Here is an 18,259-nt window from a genome sequence, read left to right as displayed (position 1 = left end):
ACCGATGGAAACGCCGCTGATGTTCTCAGCCGAATGGTGGCAACAGCCGCTCGGCAGTTGGATGGCTTGGAACCGCGTCACCATTGCGTTCTTCATCTATATCTTCGGCTCCATCGCTGCGATGGGACTGTGGGAGTACTTCTCGCCCGGCGGATCCCCGCGCCGCGGCATCTTTCGGCTCGACACCACGCGCGGCGACCGCCTGTTCATGACACACCTCGGCAGTGCGTTCATTTTCCTCGCGTGGCTTGGCTTCCTTGGCACGCCGCTATGGGGCGCCCTCTTGATCTCGGTCATCTGGGCTGTCATCGTTTTCCGCTGGGCGTAGAGGCATCCTGACCGGTACCCCGCACTGGCGCTCCGTCTGATCACATCATAATCGCGGCTTCCGAAACGGCATCAGGCCTGCACAAGCCTGATTAACCATATTTGCCGGGCGCGAATGTGATGGGTGCAGGCAATGAGCCTATATGGTGTGATGAGGACCGGCGCCTCGGGGATGAACGCCCAGGCAACACGGTTATCCGCAGTTGCGGACAATGTCGCCAATGTGAACACAACCGGTTACAAGGTCACGTCGTCAGAGTTCTCGACTGTCCTTCTGGCGACCTCGGATATCGACTACGAAAGCGGATCCGTCCTCACCAAGGTTCGCCACCATGTGAGCACGCAAGGTGGCCTCACCAGCACCTCTTCGCTCACGGACCTGGCAATCAACGGAAACGGCTTTTTCCTCGTCGCCGATCCGGATGGCACGCCGTTCCTGACCCGCGCTGGCTCCTTCGTTCCAGAAGGCGACGGAGACCTTGTCAATTCAGCCGGATTCACCTTGCTGGGCTACAAGATCGAGCCTGGGGAGACGGGGCTCATCGTCAATGGCTTTGGGGATCTCGTTCCGGTCAATGTTTCAAACATGGCACTGACGGCGAAAGCCTCTACGCAGGCCGTCATGAGAACGAACTTGCCGTCAGCAGCTGGCATCGTGGCGACTGGCAATCTGCCATCGTTCAATTCCACCACCTCAGCGTTCACGGCAAAATCATCCCTGATCGTTTATGATGGTCTGGGTGCTGAAGTTAAGCTCGATGTCTTCTACGCAAAGACTGCAGCCGGCTCCTGGGAAGTTACCGTGTTTGATGGCAGGACGGCTGCATCAAGCGGAAGCTTCCCATACTCGGCGGGGCCTTTGGCCACCCAGACCTTGAACTTTGGACCGGACGGACAATTCACGGCGGGACAGGTCGACGAGATCACCTTCGCAGTTCCCGGAAGCGGAGACCTGACACTCGACTTTGGGGGAACAACACAGCTTGCGACGAACTACACCGTGCTGTCGGCCTCGTCCAACGGCGCACCCGCTGGCCGGCCGGACAAGGTGGAGTTCGCCAAGGATGGTTTCGTTTATGCACTTTACAAGTCGGGTGCCCGTGTTCCCGTCTATCGGGTTCCATTGGGGCAAGTGACAAGCCCTGACGGGCTTACCCCTCATGCGGGCAACGTCTATTCCGCCTCGCAGACATCCGGGCCCATAGGGATCGGCTTCAGCAGATCGGATGGCCTGGGCGAAATCATTTCGAGTGCGCTGGAACAGTCCACCGTCGATCTTGCTGGCGAGTTGACGTCGATGATTGATGCACAACGAAGCTACACAGCCAATTCCAAGGTGTTCCAGACTGGATCCGAACTGATGGACGTTCTGGTGAACCTGAAGCGCTGACAGGAAATGATGGCGGCATGAGGCCCCAGCAATGGCAAACATCTCATCGGCTCTGAACCATGCACTGGCGGGCCTCTCCGTCAGCGCAGCACAATCCGCATTGGTGGCCCGCAACGTCAGCAACGCGGGCGATGAGAACTATACTCGCAAGTCAGCTGAAGTCTACACCATGCCGGGCGGTACGCCGATGGTGTCGGCCATCAACCGCAGCACCGATCGGCAACTGCTGGACAAGCTCCTCGCTTCCAGCAGCGATGCGGCCGGCAAGACTGTCATTCTTGACGCGCTGACCCGGATGAGCAGTCTTTCCGGAGATCCGGAGGACAACCGCTCGCTGGCGGCGGGTCTCAACGCGCTGCAGCAGTCTCTGCGAGCCTATGAAGTCAATCCGGCAAGCATCACTCTTGGCAGAGACGCACTCGAGTCCGCGCGCAGCCTCGTCGAGAAGCTGAACAGCGCTTCTCGCGAGGCGTCCCTCATCAGGTCTGAAGCCGATGAGGCCATGTCGGGTTCAGTTGACCGCATCAACAACCTTCTGGCCCAGTTCAAGATCGTGAACGATGGTGTTGTGCGCGGCCAAGGCACGGCGAGTGAACTTTCTGATACGCTCGATCAGCGGGATGCGATCCTGAGGCAGCTTTCGGATGAGATCGGAATCCGGACAACGGTACGTCCCAACAACGACATTCTGGTGTATGCTGAAGGTGGTGCCGTTCTGTTTGAGGGAAGCCCTCGGACAGTGCGCTTCTCCGCAACCACTCCTCTTGCGCCTGGAGTTGCAGGTAAGGTTGTTCTGATCGATGGCGCCGCCGTGACGGGAGACGGCGCGCCCATGCCTGTCTCCGGTGGCAAGCTTGCAGCGCTGGCACAGGTCAGAGACCGCACCGCTCCTCAGTTCTCCACCCACATCGACCAGATCGCGGCAGGACTCATCCGTAGCTTCGCAGAGACGGACCCCACCACTCCACCAGCCCTGCCAGAGGTCGAAGGTCTCTTCGTGGGAAATGCCGGGACACTACCTCAACTGAGCAACCCACCGGCTGGCCTGGCTGGCCAGATCAGACTCAATGCACTAGCCGACCCGCAACAAGGTGGATCGGTTCTCCTCCTGAGGGACGGGGGATTCGGCGGGGCTCCGTACCTTCGCAACGCACTGTCCCAGCCGGGTTACCAGACGAGAATCGCAGAACTCGCCGACTCATTCGAAGCGATCCGGAGCTTCGGCGAAGCGGCAGGAATCGGTGGCAACGTCTCACTGAAGAGCTTGAGTTTGCAGTCATCAGCCTGGGTTGAGGCCAGCAGGCAGGTTGCAGGCAAATCACTCGACCTCGCAAAAGCCATGGCAGTACGCGCCGGTGACTCTCTTGCGCGGGTGACAGGCGTGAACATTGATCAGGAAATGGCAACACTGCTGGACCTCGAGAAGAGCTACCAGGCATCATCGAAGGTTCTGGCAACAGTCGATGCCATGCTGGCAGCCCTGATGGAGGCCGTGCGCTGATGCCACGCATCGATTCCATTTCAACCCGGCTCATGTCCCAGCTTCCGCGTACCGCGATAGCGGAAGGTCAGAAGCAGCTTGCGGAGGCGCAGACCGAGGCGGCAACGGGCCGTCACGCGGATATGGGAATAGCGCTCGGATCACGGATCGGCGCCACCATTGGCTTCCGGCTACGGCTCGAATCGGTTTCCAATACGCTGGACCTGGCCAAGCAGGCGGATCTGCGTGCTGAGATAACACAGGCATCTCTCTCGTCACTGGCAGATCTGGCAAAGGGGTTCCAATCAGCACTCGCAGGCGCGCGAGGCGCGGAGAACGGCAAGACACTCGCCTCCACCTCAGGAATGCTGTCTCTGGATGCAATGCAGTCCACCCTGTCCACAACCTACGACGGTCAGTACATTTTTGGCGGACTGATGTCCGACTCGACTCCCATGACACCCTACCTGGCGGGCCCACGCCAGGCTGTCATCGGTGCTTTTGAAACTCATTTCGGTTTCCCACCCTCGGGTCCCGCGGCGGCCGCGCTGTCTGCCTCCGACATCGAAGGCTTTCTGGATGGAGCATTCTCAAGCCTGTTTGAAGACACGGATTGGAGATCAACCTGGTCTGCAGCTTCGAGCGAAGACATGCAGTTTCGACTGGGCACAGGTCCTGCGATCGATTTGCAGACGACCGCAGACCGGCCCTTTGCGAGGGCGCTGGCGCAAGCATTCTCCATGGTGGAGATGCTCGGCAACAGTAGCATCGGCAAGGATGCCTTTCGGGCGGTCGCAGACCGGGCGATGGCCCGCATTTCAGAAGCACAACTGCAGATCGGTTCAGAGCAGGCCAGGATCGGCGCGGGCCAGGCTCGCCTAAAACTCGCAAGCGAGGCACTAGAGAAGGAAAGAACGGATTTCAACTCCGCAATCCGCAGCCTCGAAGGCGTGGACGCCTATGAGGCCGCAACACGCATCAACGTTCTCATGGCGCAGCTTGAGACGTCCTACGCCGTCACCGGAAGAATCAATCGACTGAGCCTGCTCTCCTACATCTGACGAGATGCGAGACGAAATGAGGAACGACGCCATATGTATGAAGCAACCTACCGCCTCATGCTCGAGGACACCACCGAACAGATCCGGGACAACGAGAGGCGTGCCTTCGATAAAGCGATAGAGCTGTTGCAGTCAGCCCAGCTTGCGGGTCGTGGCTCGCGTCAGTCCGTTGAGGCCCTCCTCTTCGTCAATCGGCTATGGACCCTCCTTCTGGAGGATCTGTCAGACAGTGGGAACGGCCTTCCGGATTCACTCAAGGCACGCCTGATATCGATCGGAATCTGGGTCCTGCGCCGAACCGAGGAGATCCGCGACGGGAGCGAGGACGATTTCTCCGCTCTGATCGAGATCTCGGATGCGATCAGAAAAGGATTGGGAAGGCACTAGCATGTTCATACATCTCAAGCGCGGAGAGAAGCTCTACGTAAACGGCGCAGTTCTGAGAGTTGACCGCCGCACATCGCTTGAATTCCTGAACGATGTGACGTTTCTGCTCGAGAACCACGTCATGCACGCAGAAGAGGCCGTCACGCCTGAGCGGCAGCTCTATTTCGTCGTTCAAAGCATGATCATGGATCCCGCTAACGCGGGAATGACTGCCGAGCTCTACAAGCACATGTCCTTCAGAACACGTCAAAACGCCAGCGACGAGTACGTCAAGAAGCAGATTGACCTCGCGGACCGGAAAGTCAGCGAAGGCCGGTACTTCGATGCGCTGAAACTTCTCAGATGCTGCTTTGGCACCCGGCAGGATGCCGCCCAGTCCCCAGCACAAAGCGACGAGGCTGCTTGATGGTGAACACTACACCCGTCGTCTCAGGCTCCGGACCGGTTCGGCAAGCAGGGTCAGACGCGGCAAAGGCAAACCTCGACTATGGCGCCTTTCTGCGGCTTTTCATCGCCTCAATGAAGAACCAGGATCCAACGAAACCGAATGATCCTTCCCAGACGCTTGCGCAACTGGCGTCATTTTCCAACGTCGAACAATCAATCAAACTGAACGACAAGCTGGATCAGCTTGTTTCATCGTCAGCGGCCGCTGTTGCAGCGTCCATGGTCGGCAAGGAGTTGAGCAGCCTTAACGGCGGGAAAGCGGGTTTGGTCAGTGCCATTGAGATCGGCAAGAGCGGACCCGTCGCCATACTGGAGGACGGGACCAGACTTGATCTCTCCCTCGGCTACAGGATTACTGAGCCATGAACGAAGCGGACGCCCTCAAACTCGTGCAGGATGCTATTTGGGCGGTCATCGTGGGTTCGGGGCCGGCCGTTGGGGCGGCAACCCTGGTGGGCGTCGCCATCGCGCTTCTTCAGGCACTCACACAGGTGCAGGAAGCGACACTCACATTCGTACCCAAGATACTCGCCATCTTCGCGGCCTTGCTGCTCCTTGCGCCTGTAGCCGCCGCCCAGCTCATGAGCTTTACCGAGCAGGTCTATCAGCATATTGAAACAGGATTCTGAATTTTGCAGGGAGGATGCCCTGCTCATGAAGGAATGAGTAATGTCTGACGTCACCCGCGGCAAGCCGGTTGAGAATTCGATACGGCTGGGCGGAAATCGAGACATCGGGTTTGCGATTGGTATTGTCGCAATTCTGATTGTCTTGTTTCTGCCCATACCGCCTTTCCTTCTGGATATGGGCCTGGCACTCTCAATTACACTGTCAGTGGTGATATTGATGGTGGCACTGTGGATTCCCAGGCCACTCGACTTCTCCGCATTTCCGACGGTTCTTCTGATCGCCACGATGTTGCGCCTGTCGCTCAACGTGGCAACCACGCGGCTAATTCTCGCCCATGGGCATGAGGGCCCGAATGCTGCTGGCCATATGGTGGGTGGGTTCTCGAAGCTTGTCATGAGTGGCGATTTCGTTATTGGGCTTATCGTCTTCCTGATTCTGATCACCATCAACTTCATCGTCATCACCAAGGGCGCCACCCGCATTGCAGAAGTGGGAGCGCGGTTCACGCTGGACGCCATCCCGGGAAAGCAAATGGCGATCGACGCGGACCTGTCTGCCGGTCTGATCGACGAAAAGGAAGCACGCCGCCGAAGGGCCGAGCTCGAGCAGGAGAGCTCCTTCTTCGGATCAATGGACGGAGCCTCGAAGTTCGTCCGGGGAGATGCGATCGCAGGCATCATCATCACCGGTGTCAACATCGTTGGTGGCATCATCATAGGCATGTTCCGGCACGGGATGAGCTTCTCAGAGTCGGCTGATACCTATGTCCAGCTCTCTGTTGGCGATGGGCTGGTGACACAGATCCCGGCGCTGATCGTCTCGCTTGCTGCTGGCCTGCTGGTTTCCAAGGGGGGTAACCGGGGCGCCGCACAGGAGACGATCTTTCTGCAGCTGGGCGCTTTTCCGCGTGCTCTGCTGGTTGCGGGGGGATTGCTGGCAATTCTTGCGCTTGTTCCAGGGCTTCCGTTCTTCCCCTTCGCGGTACTGTCAGTCATGTTGATTGGCGGTGCTGCTGCAATCAACCGGCAGACTGCGCGGGTCCGTCATGCAGCAGAGGAGAAGATCCGCGAGGAGGAAGCAACCCGGCAGGAGGACGAGCGTAACTCGGTGAAGGAGCTCCTGCGCACCGCCGAGATCGAACTTCGCCTTGGCCGTCAGATTTCGGCAGCAATGCTTGTCGCACATGGTGAACTGGCGCATCGCGTTGCAAAGATGCGCAGACGCTTTGCCCAGGAATTCGGCTTCGTGATTCCTGACATCCGGCTGAGCGACGACCTCCTGATCCCTGCGCGGAGTTACGGCATAAGGATCCACGGCACCACAGCTGCGGCCTTCGAGCTGCGGGTTGGTGAACTCCTCGTCATACCGGGCGGCAAGCCCAAGCCAGCACTTCCCGGTGACGAAGTCAGGGAGCCGGCCTTTGGCATGGAAGCCTATTGGTATCCTGACGTGTTTGCGGCTGAGCTGAGGGCGGCTGGTCACATACCTGTTGATCCGATGTCGGTCATGCTGACACATCTTTCCGAAGTGATCCGCAATAATCTGGGTAACCTCATGTCCTACAAGGACTTGCGGGGCCTGACCGATAGGCTGGATCCTGAGTACAAGAGGTTGCTCGACGAGACATGCCCATCGCTTCTTTCCTTCTCCGGATTTCAGGCAATTCTCAAACTACTCCTTTCCGAAAGAGTGTCGATCCGCAACCTGCACCTCATACTTGAAGCTGTCGCTGAGGTAGCGCCCTACTTGCGGAAGCCGGAGTTGATCGTGGAGCATGTGAGGCTTCGGCTCGCGCAGCAGATTTGTGGTGATCTCGCACAGGAGGGGACCCTGAGGATCGTCCGTCTTGGCAACCGCTGGGACGTAACTTTCTTGCAGAGCCTCAAGCGGGATGCGAAGGGCGACGTCGTGGAGTTCGATATCGATCCTCGCCTCATCGAACAGTTCGCATCCGAGCTGACGTCAGCTGTTAAGTCATTGCTGGAGCGTGGTGATCAGTTCGCTCTCGTGACTGCACCAGAGGCGCGGCCTTACGTGCGCCTCATCGTGGACCGGCTCTTTCCGACATTGCCAGTTCTGTCGCACATCGAGATATCCAAGGGCATCAAGCTCGATGTGATGGCTTCGCTCTCCTGATGGAGAATCTTGAGGTCCATCTGTTCGCGCTCTTCCTGCTGTTCTGCCGAATCGGCGGCTGCCTTCTCTTCGCCCCGGGCTTTTCAAGTCCACGCGTTCCCGTGCATGTGAGATTATTCGGAGCTATGGCTCTGACGGCAGCGCTCTCTCCCTATCTTCTTGACGAGGTGACAAGCGGACTGAGGAGGCTCGCAGAAGAGCAACATCCCTACATGATCCTCTGGGAAACGCTGACGGGTTCAGCAATTGGGCTCATGGCGCGCTTCTTCTTTCTCGCACTTCAGTTTTCAGCGACTGCCATCTCCAACTTCATCGGTCTTGCGGGTATTCCCGGCGTCCCACTGGAGGAGGGCGACACTGGTTCGCCGCTTGCCACCCTTGTTTCCTCGGCAGCGGTGATGATCGTTTTCGCAATGGGACTGCATGTGGAACTGATGATCGCGATCATGGAGTCCTATACGGTGATCGTGCCCGGTGAATCGCCAGCGATCAGCGCACTCATGATCAGCATGGTCAATGTCATAAGCGAAACGTCGATGTTGGCCTTGCGTCTTGCGTCACCTTTCCTTGTCTACGGCGTCATCGTGAACGTCGCCCTTGGCATGGGGAACCGATTTGCACAACACCTGTCAGTTTATCACGCAACGACGGGTGTGGTGATACTTGGAGGCTTCCTGCTGTTCTACATGATCTGGATCGATTGGATCCTCATCTTCACTGGCTCCTATCAGTCCTGGCTTTTGCGCGGTGGTTTCTGATGCAACGGCAGAAACGTCTCCAGCGCCTTGCAGTGGCACAGGGCAAGATGGTGGAGATCCTCGAGGCAGCACTCGTCCGAAAGAATACGAGAGCTTCCGTTCTCGAAGGCGCAATTGTGGAAATCGATAGACTGGCGACGATTGCCGGAACCGCCGGCACGGCATCCACGCCCGTCATTCTCCGCAACCTCGCCGCAAGAGATTTGGAACTGAAGAGTGTTCTGGAAGAGGCTGAGAGCCTCAGGCAGAGACTTCTCTCCGCGAAAGCGCGGGAGAAGATCGCATCCTGTGCCTTCAAGCAGGAGCGGGCTTCGGCAGAACGCAAGTCGGTCGAGATGCAGGCACAGGAAGCGGCTTGCACGGCCGGGCCAAAAGCTTCCGGCAAGGGTCGTGTGGTGTCATGAAGGCCTGGGAATAATCCGGAGTTGGTGAGATGGCTGTGGCAATTCCATCAGATTTGATTGTTGACGTCATGCGAAGCGCCGACCCGGCGCGGGTAAGCACCGCCACGGCGAAACTTCAATCAATGAAGGGTGAGGATGCCATTTCGCAGGACTTTGCGGGCCTCTTGGACAGGGCGGCTAACCGCGAGTCAGGCTCCAGCGTATCCGTTGGATCTGCTGTTTCAGAACTCCCGGACAGATTGGCCAATCATTCTGGTGCATCAGCGCCAGGGGCATATGTTGATTTCGAGCGGATGGTCTTGCGCAATTTGCTGGAGTCACTGCTGCCCGCGTCCGAGTCAGGGGCCTATGGTGCCGGACCCTCAGCGGGAATTTGGCGATCCCTGGCAGCAGATCAGCTTGCAGGGCTTTATGCCGGCTCCGGAGGGATCGGCATTGCGGAGACGCTTTCGGCGGGCAATGACCGTGACGGGTCGTCTCAGGGCGGCTGGCCATATTTTGCGACAGACGAGATCGAAGCTTTCTCAGGCTGATTGTAGGTGTTGCGATGACGTATGATGCCGCGATAAGCCGACCGGTACCCGCTTCAGCGCTCATTCCAACTCTTCTAAAGCTCATCGAGGTGGTCGAGGAAGAGAATGCGGTTCTGGTGGAGCGCCGTATCACGCACCATGCCGGGTTTACGGACAGGAAGAACCACTGCCTGCGCGAACTCATGGCGGCGCAGCGTTTGGAGGAGCCGCATTGCACTGCGAACGCCTGCAGGAGCCTTCTGCAGCGGTTGTCGGAAGCACTTCGCGAAAACTCTGCTTTGCTGAAACTGCATATTGGCGCAGTCGGGGAACTCAGCGACATCATCATTGGAGGGCTTCGCGACGCTGATTCAGACGGTACCTATTCCCGAAGCCGCTATTCACTTCGCTGAGACCGGACAATATGCTCAAGCTGGTCGCGATAGGTGTCTGGGTGATCCTCGTTACGGCGGGAGCGACCTATGGGTCGGTCTATCTCGCCAGCAACAGCGCGAGCGGCACGGTATCTGCAGAACCTGACCTTGGTGTCGAGGAACTGAAGTCCGAGATGACCAGTGTCCCGATCATGCGAGACGGTGATGTCTCAGGTTATCTGATCCTTCAGCTGTCGTTCGCGGTCGACCGGGGATTGCTTGCCGAACGGAAGCTCGATCCGTTACCCTTTCTCGTGGATGCTGCCTTCCGCGTGGTCTTTTCCAGAACCGATGTGGATTTCCGCAGGCTGAAGAGTAAGGACCTTGAGGAAATCACGGCGGCGATTGCCGCGGAATCCAATGCGCGTATCGGCGCCGATCTTGTGCGGCACGTGCTTCTGCAACAGGTGAATTACGTCAGGAAGGAGGATATCCGGACGAACTGGATCAGTAGCGGCGATGGATCGGAGTAACGCTGCCGCCAGCCTTTCACATGGGGAACTGATCCGTGACCTCGGCAAGCGGAGTGACTGGCGCACGCAGGACGCGGCATCCGAAAGACACCTCATGGAACGTGCTGGCGATCCGCTTCAGGTGTGGGAACTGCTGTCCCGCCGCGAAGATGCTGATATGCTGGCAGTGTCTTCGCCTCATTTGCCGGCTGAGGCCGCGATGGCGCTTGCGTGCCATATGAGCACCCGCGGAGTTCTCAAGGAATTTGATCAGCCTGATTCGCCGAACAATTTTGCGTGGGGTGAGCCTGCGGGCGCGGACGCCCTTTCACCATTGCCTTTTGAACCAACGGGCGAGGATCGTGCCGATGCCCTGGAGCTTGTCTTCACACCGCCTGCAAGGGGCAAGGCAGGGGTGTTCGGCACAGCTATGATGATACTGGGAACAATTCTGGTATCGACCTTTCTCTTGTTCTGGTTTCGTTTTATCCTAACCTAAAAGGCCACGCTTCTTTGGCACGGCAATTGCTGTCCGTGATTCTCAGGATGAGGATCAGGCCATGACAGAGAAGGTACTGGAGGGCATCAGGCTGATGCCGCGGCATGAGCTCGAATGGTTTGCCTTGCGTGCGGCACTACAGCTCCGCATGGACCGTAGCGAGATCGAGGCAGGCAACGCCTTTCTTTCGGGATTGATCGGCTTTCTTCTCGGCGCAATTGTTGCGGTTTCAGGCTTCTTCCTAGGTCTTGGGCTGGGTTGAGGACACCCCGGCTGGCATGACATGGCCCACGAAAGGCAATTCCCGGAATTGGTGCGCCATGTCCATGCCATAGCCGACCACAAACTTGTCCGGGCAGGTGAATCCTTCAAAATCGGCGGTGATATGAGCCGCCAGATGACCTGGCTTGTGGAGCAGGACAGCCGTGAATGTGGCCTTTGCGCCGCGGGCCGAAAGGAGATCCTTGGCAAATGCCAGTGTTCGTCCCGATTCGAGAATGTCGTCGATCAGCAGTACGTCGCGCCCTCGTACATCTGTCTCGATATCGCGCAGCACGGTGACCTGACCAGAGGATCTCGTCGACTTGCGGTAACTTGACAGGATCATGAAGTCGACTTCGGGGGACAAGCCTGCATGATGCATGGCCCTGATCAGATCCGCCGCGAAGACAAAACTCCCTTTCAGGATGGGAACGACGAGAAGATTGGTGGGATCACGTGCCGCAATTGATTCGGCAATTGCCTTAACGCGAGTTGCAATGTCGGCCTCTGAAAACAGAACCCCGATTCGATGTCCGTCGATCTCAATCTCGCTCATGGGGAGATATTTGAGCCTATTTCATCCGCCCGGGCAAACCGAATTTCGACGGCTTCAGCAGCTTGTGGCGGTGAAGCGATACGGGTGAAGAAACTCTTCGCTTCTCCCGGCTTCAATGGCCTGGACTCAGTATCAAGCTGCCACTGATAAACTTCTTGGTTCGAACGATCACGCAGGGCAAACCTCAGCCAAGGAATTCTTCTTTCCGTCTCCGACACATTGACGAATTCGCCCTTGACCGCGATCATTCTCTGATCGCCAACCTGCAGGTGCTGCAGTTCGATCTCCCTGATTTCGAGGCCGTAGATATTCACCTCCCGGCCGATCCAGTCATAGAAAGCGATCGCCGCTGGTGCGGTGGCGACCACCCTTTCGGGCATGGCGACGGCGACGGCGGCGGGCGTGAGCCCAAGCGCGGCAAGTCCCACCCAAGCCGCCATCGCCGTGCGCCGGCGCCGGCGTCGGATCTCGAAGGTTTCCTGCGCCAGAAGGCTTGCAGATACGATCTTCCGTACCTCGACGTCGGGTGCGTCGCCGGGCCGGTTGAAGCTCTGGATCGGTCGGACGGGATCGGGTGAGATCTCGATTGCCATGGCCTCAATCCAGCCATGGCCGCAGGAGGGGCAATAGGCCATCCCACCGCCTTCATGGCTGTTGTGGGCCTGTAGGTTAATGAGGTCTTTGCAGGACGGGCAGTGTGTGATCATGAGAGGGTGATATGGTTCGTTCACATTGGCGGATAGTGCTCGTCTTGGTTACAGATTAAGTCCAGTTAGGGTTAATGGCTCGTTAAAGTTCGATTGCTTAAATGGTCCTGTGAACAGGAGAGCGTTGCTGTGCTGCAGCTTGAGAATGTGGGGCTACGGTATGGGGATGGTCCGGAAGTCCTGAAGGGCGTCACCTTCTCAATGCTGCCAGGCGACTTCTTCTTCCTGACTGGCTCCTCGGGTGCTGGAAAATCTTCGTTGCTAAAGCTTTTGTTTCTGGCGCTCAAGCCAACCCGGGGCCACCTCGAAATCTTCGGAGAGGATGTCGGGAGCCTGAGCCACCACAGGCTTCCGCCGATCCGGCGTCGAATAGGCGTTGTGTTTCAGGAATTTCGCCTTCTCGATCACCTCTCGACCTATGATAACGTAGCCCTGCCGCTGCGGGTGGCCGGCAAGGCGGAAGCCAGCTACCGCCGCGATGTTATGGATCTTCTGGACTGGGTCGGGCTTGCCGAGAAGTCATCCTCCTTGCCGCCAGTTCTTTCTGGTGGCGAAAAGCAGCGTGCGGCAATCGCGCGGGCGGTCATCGCCAAGCCGCAGCTCTTGCTTGCCGACGAGCCAACAGGAAACGTTGATCCCCTGCTCGCCAAACGGCTTCTCCATCTCTTTCTGGAACTCAACCGGCTTGGAACAACCATGTTGATCGCAACCCATGACCGAGACCTTGTAAGGCAGGCCGAGCGGCCAGTCCTGAATCTCGAGGAGGGGTTACTCAGCCTGCAATGAAGCCCGGTTCGATCATTCCCTCCAATGTCGCATCCCTTCGCTCGCTGACGGTCACCATGGCAGTGATGAGCTACCTTGCTTGCCTCGCCATCGGCGCACTGATTCTGGTGGAGCGTGCGGTGACAAGCTGGACGAGCGGTCTGTCGCAGGAAATGACCATTCAGGTGGCTCACGTGCGCGACGCCGACATTGATGCCGAAGTGGCCAAGGCACAGACTATCGCATCCGGCTTTCCCGGCGTCCTGAAGGCCGAGGCGCTGCCGAATGAAGCCGGCGCGAAGCTGCTAGAGCCATGGCTTGGGACGCGAGCCCTCGAAGGGTTGCCCGTGCCGCGATTGATCCGTGTCATGATCGATCCCGACCGGCCACTCAATGCCGAGGCTCTCGCAACGGCGATCTCGGCAGCCAAGGGCGCGCGCCTTGATACGCACCGGAAGTGGGAAGCGGAACTGACGCGCATGGCCCGCGCCTTGTCTGTTCTCTCCTATGCGATCCTCCTCCTGATTTCCGTCTCTGCGATTGCCATCGTCATCTTTGCTACGCGTGCGGTGCTGCAGGCCAACAGGCCAATCGTCGATCTGCTGCACCTCGTGGGCGCTCGGGACAGCTACATCGCGCGCCAGATTGACGGCCGGTTCCTGAGGACGGGCATGCTCTCCGGCTTCATTGGTGTCGGACTAGGGCTGCTGACGTTCCTTCTGCTGGGCGTGTCGGGCGGTGGTGGAATGGCGGCAGCAAGCCGTAGCCTGCTGTTTTCCGCACCTGAAACCGCCGTCTGGAGCTATCTGTTTCTCTTTGCCGTTCCTGTGGCTGCGACCCTAATCTGCCTGATCACGGCAAGGGTGACGCTGATGCGTCGGCTTGGGGTGGTCACGTGATCCATTTTCGCTCGGCGCTGTTCAATCTGGTTTTCTATCTCAACCTCGTGCTGTTTCTGGTGCTGGGATCCGTCTTTTTCTTCACACCCCGCAAGTGGTCGATCCGCGCGCTTCAAACCTGGGCACGATCCTCACTGTTCTGGCTGCGGGTGATCGCCGGAATCAGCATGGAGGTGAGGGGGGCGTCCAACATCCCCCAGGGTCCGTGTCTGGTGGCAGGAAAGCATCAGTCCTTCTGGGAGACCTTCGCCATCCTTCCATTGCTCGACGATCCGGCGGTTGTCCTGAAGAAGGAACTGACATTCATCCCGTTCTTCGGATGGTTCATCTACAAGTTCCGCATGATCCCGGTCGAGCGTTCCGCGGGAACACAGGCATTGCGCGCGCTCATCGACAAGTCCGTGCGGGCAGTGGCCGACGGCAGGCAGGTCGTGATCATGCCGGAGGGGACCAGGCGCGCGCCGGATGATCCGCCCGATTACAAGCCGGGCGCGGCCGCGGTCTATGGCAGGCTTTCAGTACCGTGCGTGCCATTTGCCTTGAACTCGGGACTCTTCTGGCCGCGGCGGCAGTTTCTCAGGCGGCCAGGAACGATTGTAATCTCGTTTCTTCCGCCAATTCCGGCGGGTCTTGGCCGCAGAGAGTTTCAGTCTCGCCTTGAGAATGCGATCGAACCCGAGACTGCTGCATTGGTGGGGGAGGCTCGTCAGCGCGGACTTGCGTACAAATAGAGAACAAACACTCGACTTCTGGTCCTTGACCCACTAACATCCTGCTACCACCGGAGGTTTCAGAGATGGAAAGTGCAAGCCGTCCCCCCTTTGATCCGATTTCCCATGACATCTGGGACATGAAGTACAGGTTCAAGCCGGCCTCGGGGTCTGGCGCCGAACAGACGATTGAGGATAGCTGGCGGCGCGTGGCCGGCGCGATAGCCGAGGCTGAACAGACCGGTGAACGGAAAGACTGGGCTGACGCCTTCTACCGCATTCTGCAGGGCTACCGGTTTCTGCCTGCGGGCCGCATCCTCGCAGGGGCCGGCACAGGCCGGCAGGTGACGTTATTCAATTGCTTCGTCATGGGTCTGATTCCCGATTCTCTCGACGGCATATTCACCCAACTCAAGGAAGCCGCACTGACCATGCAGCAAGGCGGCGGCATTGGGCATGACTTTTCGACCATCCGGCCGCGCGGAGCAAAAGTGAGGGGGGTTGGAGCCGATGCCTCCGGGCCAATCAGCTTCATGGATGTGTGGGATGCCATGTGCAAGACCATCATGTCCGCCGGGATGCGCCGGGGAGCGATGATGGCAACCATGCGCTGCGACCATCCGGACATCGAGGACTTCATCGCGGCCAAGCGGCAGGCGGGGCGGCTTCGCAATTTCAATCTCTCGGTTCTCGTCACGGACCGCTTCATGCAAGCAGTCAAGGCAGGTGAAGGCTGGCCGCTAGTCTTCGAGGGACGTACCTTCCGAGAAGTACCCGCAACGCGGCTTTGGGATCAGATCATGCAGGCGACCTATGACTATGCCGAGCCAGGGGTGATCTTCATCGACCGCGTCAATAGCGATAACAATCTTGGCTATTGCGAAACAATCGGCAGCACCAATCCTTGCGGGGAACAGCCCCTTCCGCCCTACGGCGCATGCCTTCTGGGTTCGCTCAATCTTACCCGCTTCGTGGTTGACCCGTTCGGCACGGAGGCAGGGCTCGATACAGCAAGTCTCGCCGAGACTGCAGCGGTCGCCGTGCGCTTCATGGATAACGTCATCGACGTGTCAAACTATCCGTTGCCACAGCAACGGGAAGAAGCTTTTGCCAAGCGGCGGATCGGGCTCGGCATCACGGGGCTGGCGGATGCATTGGCCATGGTGGGGTTAACCTATGGCTCGCCCGAGGCAGCCTCGGCAGCATCAGGCTGGATGGGGGTGATCGAGCAGGCTGCCTACGAGGCAAGCATTGGACTTGCGCGCGAGCGTGGCCCCTTCCCGCTTTTCGATCGCGAGCGGTTCGGTCGAACCGGCCATGCGGCAAGGTTGTCACCTCATCTGGGGGCGGAAATCGAACGCCACGGCATTCGCAATGGACTTCTCACCTCGATCGCGCCGACGGGAACCATTTCGCTTCTGGCCGGCAATGTTTCAAGCGGTATCGAACCGATCTTCAGTATTCGTTATGGACGCAAGATTTTGCAGGCCGATGATTCATCCCGCACCGAGAACGTAACGGACTATGCCGCCGCGCTGTGGTGGCAGATGAAGGGTGACGATGCACCGCTTCCCGCCTCTATCATCACCGCGGACCAGCTCGCGCCGTCCGCGCACCTTGCCATGCAGGCAGCCGTTCAGAAGCATGTCGACAGTTCGATCTCGAAGACCGTCAATATCCCCGTCGATTTTGCCTTCGATGCCTTCAAGACGGTTTATGAGGAAGCCTATGATCTCGGCTTGAAGGGCTGTACGACCTTTCGGCCAAACAGCGTCACCGGATCTGTCCTCTCGAGCACGCTACCTCTCCCGGAGGAGAAGGCGAGCCAGCACTCTCCCCGCGCGCGGGAAGAGGTGTTGGGCGGATTTTCCTACAAGCTCAAATGGCCTGATTCGGATCATGCCATCTACATCACGATCAACGACATCATGGAGGATGGGCGCCGCCGGCCGTTCGAGATCTTCATTAACTCCAAGAATATGGAGCATTATGCCTGGACCGTTGCGCTCACGCGCATGATCTCCGCCGTGTTTCGTCGCGGTGGTGACGTCTCGTTCGTCGTGGAAGAGCTCAAGGCGGTATTCGACCCACGCGGTGGACAATGGATGGGCGGGCACTACGTGCCAAGCCTGCTGGCAGCGATTGGCGGGGTGATCGAGCGTCACATGATCGAAGCGGGAATTCTGGAACAGGGAGCCGAAGAACGCTTCGCCGTCGCCGAAAGGGACGGCGAGCGGCGTGTGTCATGTCCACGTTGCGGCGGGCAGTCACTCATGTTCCAGGAAGGCTGTGCCACGTGTCTGTCATGCGGGTTTTCCAAGTGTAGCTGATCGAGCTTGACAAGAATAATGCTTGTTCTATATTTGTTCTCATGCTGCAAGGCCACCCCCTGACCGCCATTCTGCCCGAGGATCCAGGCCTTGGTGAACGCTTCTGGTATTGGCGCGGCGCATCTGGCCGGAGCTACATCCACTCGATCTATCGCCGCGATCTTTGTCCGCCCGTCGCTGGCGCTGTGTTCGTCATCGTCAGTGTGAAGGGCGGAATGCGGCAGGCGGTTTCAGTCGGGCGCTTTCATGCTCAGGGGACCTCATGCGGCGCGCATGCCGGTGAAGACTGGCCCGGAGAGGAAGAGATCCACGTCCACCTCATTGCCCGGGATGAGGAGGGTGCGGAACAGGTTCTGGCCGATCTTCTGGCAGCCGTGAGTGCGGAGCCTCCGGCCATGGCCGAACCCAGGCCTTATGCAAGACCCGTTCAGCTGGACCTGCTCGCTGCCTGAGGTGCAAGTCTCCGGGCCAGGCATTCCAGTGTCGGATCATAGATCTTCATGGCTCTGAGGTGCTCGACTGTATTCTGGACATAGTCGATGCATCGGCCGGAGATGCCCTGCCCACGCGATACATGCTCCATCAGTGCGTTTTCACCAAGTGCGCCTGCGTACTGGACATGGTTCCTGTCCACGACATATGTCGTGGCGTCGGTGATGGCGCCGCTGGAGAGTAGCCTTATGGTCTTGCGCATTTCGACATAGACCGATGTTACCTGTTCGCGGGCGCGGAGGTAGGCGATTGTCTCCTCCCAGCATTGGGGGGCGATCTGGAACGCCATGCCGTGACAAGACCCGCCACGGTCGAGGCCGAGAACCAGTCCAGGCTGTTCAGGCGTTCCGCGGTGCACGTAAGAATAGACACAGAGACGGCGGTGATGGCCATGAACCAGGGCCGGTTCGCTATGCAGAAAATCAAACCCGGGCCGCCACATGAGCGAGCCATAGCCAAAAATCCAGAACTGCTTCATGATGAGCTTCTGACTAACGCGAATAATGCCCTGAGATCAAATGCTGAATTCTCCCCTCCGATCTTGGCGTATGTTGCTGCCCTTGGCAGCCGTTCTGCTTCTCGCCCTGCTCTGGACAGTCTATTGGTCCGTTGCGTCCGGGGT

24 protein-coding genes are annotated in these 18,259 nt (G+C 58.5%); 21 read left to right on the top strand and 3 right to left on the bottom strand.

Annotation, left to right across the window (positions count from 1 at the left end):
• The first annotated feature begins 4 nt into the window (after positions 1-4).
• The 16 genes from ACILRA_RS03200 (at position 5) to ACILRA_RS03125 (ending at position 11,179) form a co-directional block, all read left to right on the top strand.
• Positions 5-328 (top strand): DUF2160 domain-containing protein, encoded by a 324-nt coding sequence (locus tag ACILRA_RS03200; protein WP_395660647.1) that lies wholly within the window; start codon positions 5-7, stop codon positions 326-328.
• 150 nt (positions 329-478) lie between these two features.
• Complete coding sequence (locus tag ACILRA_RS03195; RefSeq protein WP_395660646.1) at positions 479-1,717, top strand: flagellar hook protein FlgE; 1,239 nt, start codon at positions 479-481, stop codon at positions 1,715-1,717.
• Positions 1,718-1,748: 31 nt separating this feature from the next.
• Positions 1,749-3,218, top strand: coding sequence for a flagellar hook-associated protein FlgK (gene flgK / locus ACILRA_RS03190; protein WP_395660645.1), 1,470 nt, complete (start codon positions 1,749-1,751; stop codon positions 3,216-3,218).
• Positions 3,218-4,258, top strand: a complete 1,041-nt coding sequence (locus ACILRA_RS03185; protein ID WP_395660644.1) for a flagellar hook-associated family protein — start codon at positions 3,218-3,220, stop codon at positions 4,256-4,258. The genes flgK and ACILRA_RS03185 overlap by 1 nt, the downstream gene beginning before the upstream one ends.
• 33 nt (positions 4,259-4,291) lie before the next feature.
• The gene (gene flaF / locus ACILRA_RS03180) at positions 4,292-4,645 is read left to right on the top strand and encodes a flagellar biosynthesis regulator FlaF (RefSeq protein ID WP_395660643.1); all 354 of its coding nucleotides are present in this window, start codon (positions 4,292-4,294) and stop codon (positions 4,643-4,645) included.
• 1 nt (position 4,646) lies between these two features.
• On the top strand, positions 4,647-5,051 hold the full coding sequence (locus tag ACILRA_RS03175; protein WP_395660642.1) for a flagellar biosynthesis repressor FlbT: 405 nt from the start codon (positions 4,647-4,649) through the stop codon (positions 5,049-5,051).
• Positions 5,051-5,458, top strand: a complete 408-nt coding sequence (locus ACILRA_RS03170) for a flagellar hook capping FlgD N-terminal domain-containing protein (RefSeq protein WP_395660641.1) — start codon at positions 5,051-5,053, stop codon at positions 5,456-5,458. Before ACILRA_RS03175 ends, ACILRA_RS03170 begins: the two co-directional genes overlap by 1 nt.
• Positions 5,455-5,721 carry a flagellar biosynthetic protein FliQ gene (locus ACILRA_RS03165; protein ID WP_395660640.1) on the top strand — a complete coding sequence of 89 codons (267 nt, stop codon included), beginning with the start codon at positions 5,455-5,457 and terminating at the stop codon, positions 5,719-5,721. Before ACILRA_RS03170 ends, ACILRA_RS03165 begins: the two co-directional genes overlap by 4 nt.
• 40 nt (positions 5,722-5,761) lie before the next feature.
• On the top strand, positions 5,762-7,858 hold the full coding sequence (gene flhA, locus ACILRA_RS03160; RefSeq protein ID WP_395660639.1) for a flagellar biosynthesis protein FlhA: 2,097 nt from the start codon (positions 5,762-5,764) through the stop codon (positions 7,856-7,858).
• Positions 7,858-8,616, top strand: coding sequence for a flagellar biosynthetic protein FliR (locus ACILRA_RS03155; RefSeq protein ID WP_395660638.1), 759 nt, complete (start codon positions 7,858-7,860; stop codon positions 8,614-8,616). The genes flhA and ACILRA_RS03155 overlap by 1 nt, the downstream gene beginning before the upstream one ends.
• Entirely contained in the window at positions 8,616-9,020 is a 405-nt protein-coding gene (locus tag ACILRA_RS03150; protein WP_395660637.1) for a hypothetical protein, read from the top strand. The genes ACILRA_RS03155 and ACILRA_RS03150 overlap by 1 nt, the downstream gene beginning before the upstream one ends.
• A 29-nt stretch (positions 9,021-9,049) precedes the next feature.
• Positions 9,050-9,553 carry a hypothetical protein gene (locus ACILRA_RS03145; RefSeq protein ID WP_395660636.1) on the top strand — a complete coding sequence of 168 codons (504 nt, stop codon included), beginning with the start codon at positions 9,050-9,052 and terminating at the stop codon, positions 9,551-9,553.
• A gap of 14 nt (positions 9,554-9,567) precedes the next feature.
• Positions 9,568-9,945 carry a hypothetical protein gene (locus tag ACILRA_RS03140; RefSeq protein ID WP_395660635.1) on the top strand — a complete coding sequence of 126 codons (378 nt, stop codon included), beginning with the start codon at positions 9,568-9,570 and terminating at the stop codon, positions 9,943-9,945.
• Between the two features lie 11 nt (positions 9,946-9,956).
• On the top strand, positions 9,957-10,439 hold the full coding sequence (locus ACILRA_RS03135) for a hypothetical protein (RefSeq protein WP_395660634.1): 483 nt from the start codon (positions 9,957-9,959) through the stop codon (positions 10,437-10,439).
• Positions 10,426-10,917 carry a hypothetical protein gene (locus ACILRA_RS03130; protein ID WP_395660633.1) on the top strand — a complete coding sequence of 164 codons (492 nt, stop codon included), beginning with the start codon at positions 10,426-10,428 and terminating at the stop codon, positions 10,915-10,917. Before ACILRA_RS03135 ends, ACILRA_RS03130 begins: the two co-directional genes overlap by 14 nt.
• A gap of 61 nt (positions 10,918-10,978) precedes the next feature.
• Positions 10,979-11,179 carry a hypothetical protein gene (locus ACILRA_RS03125; protein ID WP_395660632.1) on the top strand — a complete coding sequence of 67 codons (201 nt, stop codon included), beginning with the start codon at positions 10,979-10,981 and terminating at the stop codon, positions 11,177-11,179.
• Here the strand turns inward: ACILRA_RS03125 and hpt are convergent.
• On the bottom strand, positions 11,159-11,734 hold the full coding sequence (gene hpt / locus ACILRA_RS03120; protein WP_395660631.1) for a hypoxanthine phosphoribosyltransferase: 576 nt from the start codon (positions 11,732-11,734) through the stop codon (positions 11,159-11,161). The two genes, ACILRA_RS03125 and hpt, sit on opposite strands and share 21 nt — an antisense overlap.
• Complete coding sequence (locus ACILRA_RS03115; protein ID WP_395660630.1) at positions 11,731-12,327, bottom strand: FxLYD domain-containing protein; 597 nt, start codon at positions 12,325-12,327, stop codon at positions 11,731-11,733. Before ACILRA_RS03115 ends, hpt begins: the two co-directional genes overlap by 4 nt.
• 243 nt (positions 12,328-12,570) lie before the next feature.
• Here ACILRA_RS03115 and ftsE point away from each other — a divergent pair, with 243 nt between their 5' ends.
• The 5 genes from ftsE (at position 12,571) to ACILRA_RS03090 (ending at position 17,597) form a co-directional block, all read left to right on the top strand.
• Complete coding sequence (gene ftsE, locus ACILRA_RS03110) at positions 12,571-13,227, top strand: cell division ATP-binding protein FtsE (protein WP_395660629.1); 657 nt, start codon at positions 12,571-12,573, stop codon at positions 13,225-13,227.
• Entirely contained in the window at positions 13,224-14,105 is an 882-nt protein-coding gene (locus ACILRA_RS03105; protein WP_395660628.1) for a cell division protein FtsX, read from the top strand. Before ftsE ends, ACILRA_RS03105 begins: the two co-directional genes overlap by 4 nt.
• Complete coding sequence (locus tag ACILRA_RS03100; RefSeq protein ID WP_395660627.1) at positions 14,102-14,836, top strand: lysophospholipid acyltransferase family protein; 735 nt, start codon at positions 14,102-14,104, stop codon at positions 14,834-14,836. The genes ACILRA_RS03105 and ACILRA_RS03100 overlap by 4 nt, the downstream gene beginning before the upstream one ends.
• Before the next feature lie 65 nt (positions 14,837-14,901).
• Positions 14,902-17,145 carry an adenosylcobalamin-dependent ribonucleoside-diphosphate reductase gene (locus ACILRA_RS03095; RefSeq protein ID WP_395660626.1) on the top strand — a complete coding sequence of 748 codons (2,244 nt, stop codon included), beginning with the start codon at positions 14,902-14,904 and terminating at the stop codon, positions 17,143-17,145.
• 41 nt (positions 17,146-17,186) lie between these two features.
• Positions 17,187-17,597: a hypothetical protein gene (locus ACILRA_RS03090; RefSeq protein ID WP_395660625.1), complete on the top strand. Its 411-nt coding sequence runs from the start codon at positions 17,187-17,189 to the stop codon at positions 17,595-17,597.
• On the opposite strand, the gene ACILRA_RS03085 is transcribed toward ACILRA_RS03090, so the two are convergent.
• On the bottom strand, positions 17,573-18,115 hold the full coding sequence (locus ACILRA_RS03085) for a gamma-glutamylcyclotransferase (RefSeq protein WP_395660624.1): 543 nt from the start codon (positions 18,113-18,115) through the stop codon (positions 17,573-17,575). The genes ACILRA_RS03090 and ACILRA_RS03085 overlap by 25 nt on opposite strands.
• Between the last annotated feature and the right edge of the window lie 144 nt (positions 18,116-18,259).

It is taken from the genome of Aestuariivirga sp., from assembly GCF_044239095.1.
Classification (GTDB): domain Bacteria; phylum Pseudomonadota; class Alphaproteobacteria; order Rhizobiales; family Aestuariivirgaceae; genus Aestuariivirga.
The sequence above is the reverse complement of the archived record's forward strand: the minus strand, read 5'-3'. Positions and strand labels throughout refer to the sequence as shown.

What these genes read in the sequence shown, in the direction of transcription:
- ACILRA_RS03200 (WP_395660647.1), top strand. Translation starts at nt 5, where the DNA reads ATGGAAACGCCGCTGATGTTCTCAGCCGAATGGTGGCAACAGCCGCTC.
- ACILRA_RS03195 (WP_395660646.1), top strand. Translation starts at nt 479, where the DNA reads ATGAGGACCGGCGCCTCGGGGATGAACGCCCAGGCAACACGGTTATCC.
- flgK (WP_395660645.1), top strand. Translation starts at nt 1,749, where the DNA reads ATGGCAAACATCTCATCGGCTCTGAACCATGCACTGGCGGGCCTCTCC.
- ACILRA_RS03185 (WP_395660644.1), top strand. Translation starts at nt 3,218, where the DNA reads ATGCCACGCATCGATTCCATTTCAACCCGGCTCATGTCCCAGCTTCCG.
- flaF (WP_395660643.1), top strand. Translation starts at nt 4,292, where the DNA reads ATGTATGAAGCAACCTACCGCCTCATGCTCGAGGACACCACCGAACAG.
- ACILRA_RS03175 (WP_395660642.1), top strand. Translation starts at nt 4,647, where the DNA reads ATGTTCATACATCTCAAGCGCGGAGAGAAGCTCTACGTAAACGGCGCA.
- ACILRA_RS03170 (WP_395660641.1), top strand. Translation starts at nt 5,051, where the DNA reads ATGGTGAACACTACACCCGTCGTCTCAGGCTCCGGACCGGTTCGGCAA.
- ACILRA_RS03165 (WP_395660640.1), top strand. Translation starts at nt 5,455, where the DNA reads ATGAACGAAGCGGACGCCCTCAAACTCGTGCAGGATGCTATTTGGGCG.
- flhA (WP_395660639.1), top strand. Translation starts at nt 5,762, where the DNA reads ATGTCTGACGTCACCCGCGGCAAGCCGGTTGAGAATTCGATACGGCTG.
- ACILRA_RS03155 (WP_395660638.1), top strand. Translation starts at nt 7,858, where the DNA reads ATGGAGAATCTTGAGGTCCATCTGTTCGCGCTCTTCCTGCTGTTCTGC.
- ACILRA_RS03150 (WP_395660637.1), top strand. Translation starts at nt 8,616, where the DNA reads ATGCAACGGCAGAAACGTCTCCAGCGCCTTGCAGTGGCACAGGGCAAG.
- ACILRA_RS03145 (WP_395660636.1), top strand. Translation starts at nt 9,050, where the DNA reads ATGGCTGTGGCAATTCCATCAGATTTGATTGTTGACGTCATGCGAAGC.
- ACILRA_RS03140 (WP_395660635.1), top strand. Translation starts at nt 9,568, where the DNA reads ATGACGTATGATGCCGCGATAAGCCGACCGGTACCCGCTTCAGCGCTC.
- ACILRA_RS03135 (WP_395660634.1), top strand. Translation starts at nt 9,957, where the DNA reads ATGCTCAAGCTGGTCGCGATAGGTGTCTGGGTGATCCTCGTTACGGCG.
- ACILRA_RS03130 (WP_395660633.1), top strand. Translation starts at nt 10,426, where the DNA reads ATGGATCGGAGTAACGCTGCCGCCAGCCTTTCACATGGGGAACTGATC.
- ACILRA_RS03125 (WP_395660632.1), top strand. Translation starts at nt 10,979, where the DNA reads ATGACAGAGAAGGTACTGGAGGGCATCAGGCTGATGCCGCGGCATGAG.
- hpt (WP_395660631.1), bottom strand. Translation starts at nt 11,734, where the DNA reads ATGAGCGAGATTGAGATCGACGGACATCGAATCGGGGTTCTGTTTTCA.
- ACILRA_RS03115 (WP_395660630.1), bottom strand. Translation starts at nt 12,327, where the DNA reads ATGGCAATCGAGATCTCACCCGATCCCGTCCGACCGATCCAGAGCTTC.
- ACILRA_RS03105 (WP_395660628.1), top strand. Translation starts at nt 13,224, where the DNA reads ATGAAGCCCGGTTCGATCATTCCCTCCAATGTCGCATCCCTTCGCTCG.
- ACILRA_RS03095 (WP_395660626.1), top strand. Translation starts at nt 14,902, where the DNA reads ATGGAAAGTGCAAGCCGTCCCCCCTTTGATCCGATTTCCCATGACATC.
- ACILRA_RS03090 (WP_395660625.1), top strand. Translation starts at nt 17,187, where the DNA reads ATGCTGCAAGGCCACCCCCTGACCGCCATTCTGCCCGAGGATCCAGGC.
- ACILRA_RS03085 (WP_395660624.1), bottom strand. Translation starts at nt 18,115, where the DNA reads ATGAAGCAGTTCTGGATTTTTGGCTATGGCTCGCTCATGTGGCGGCCC.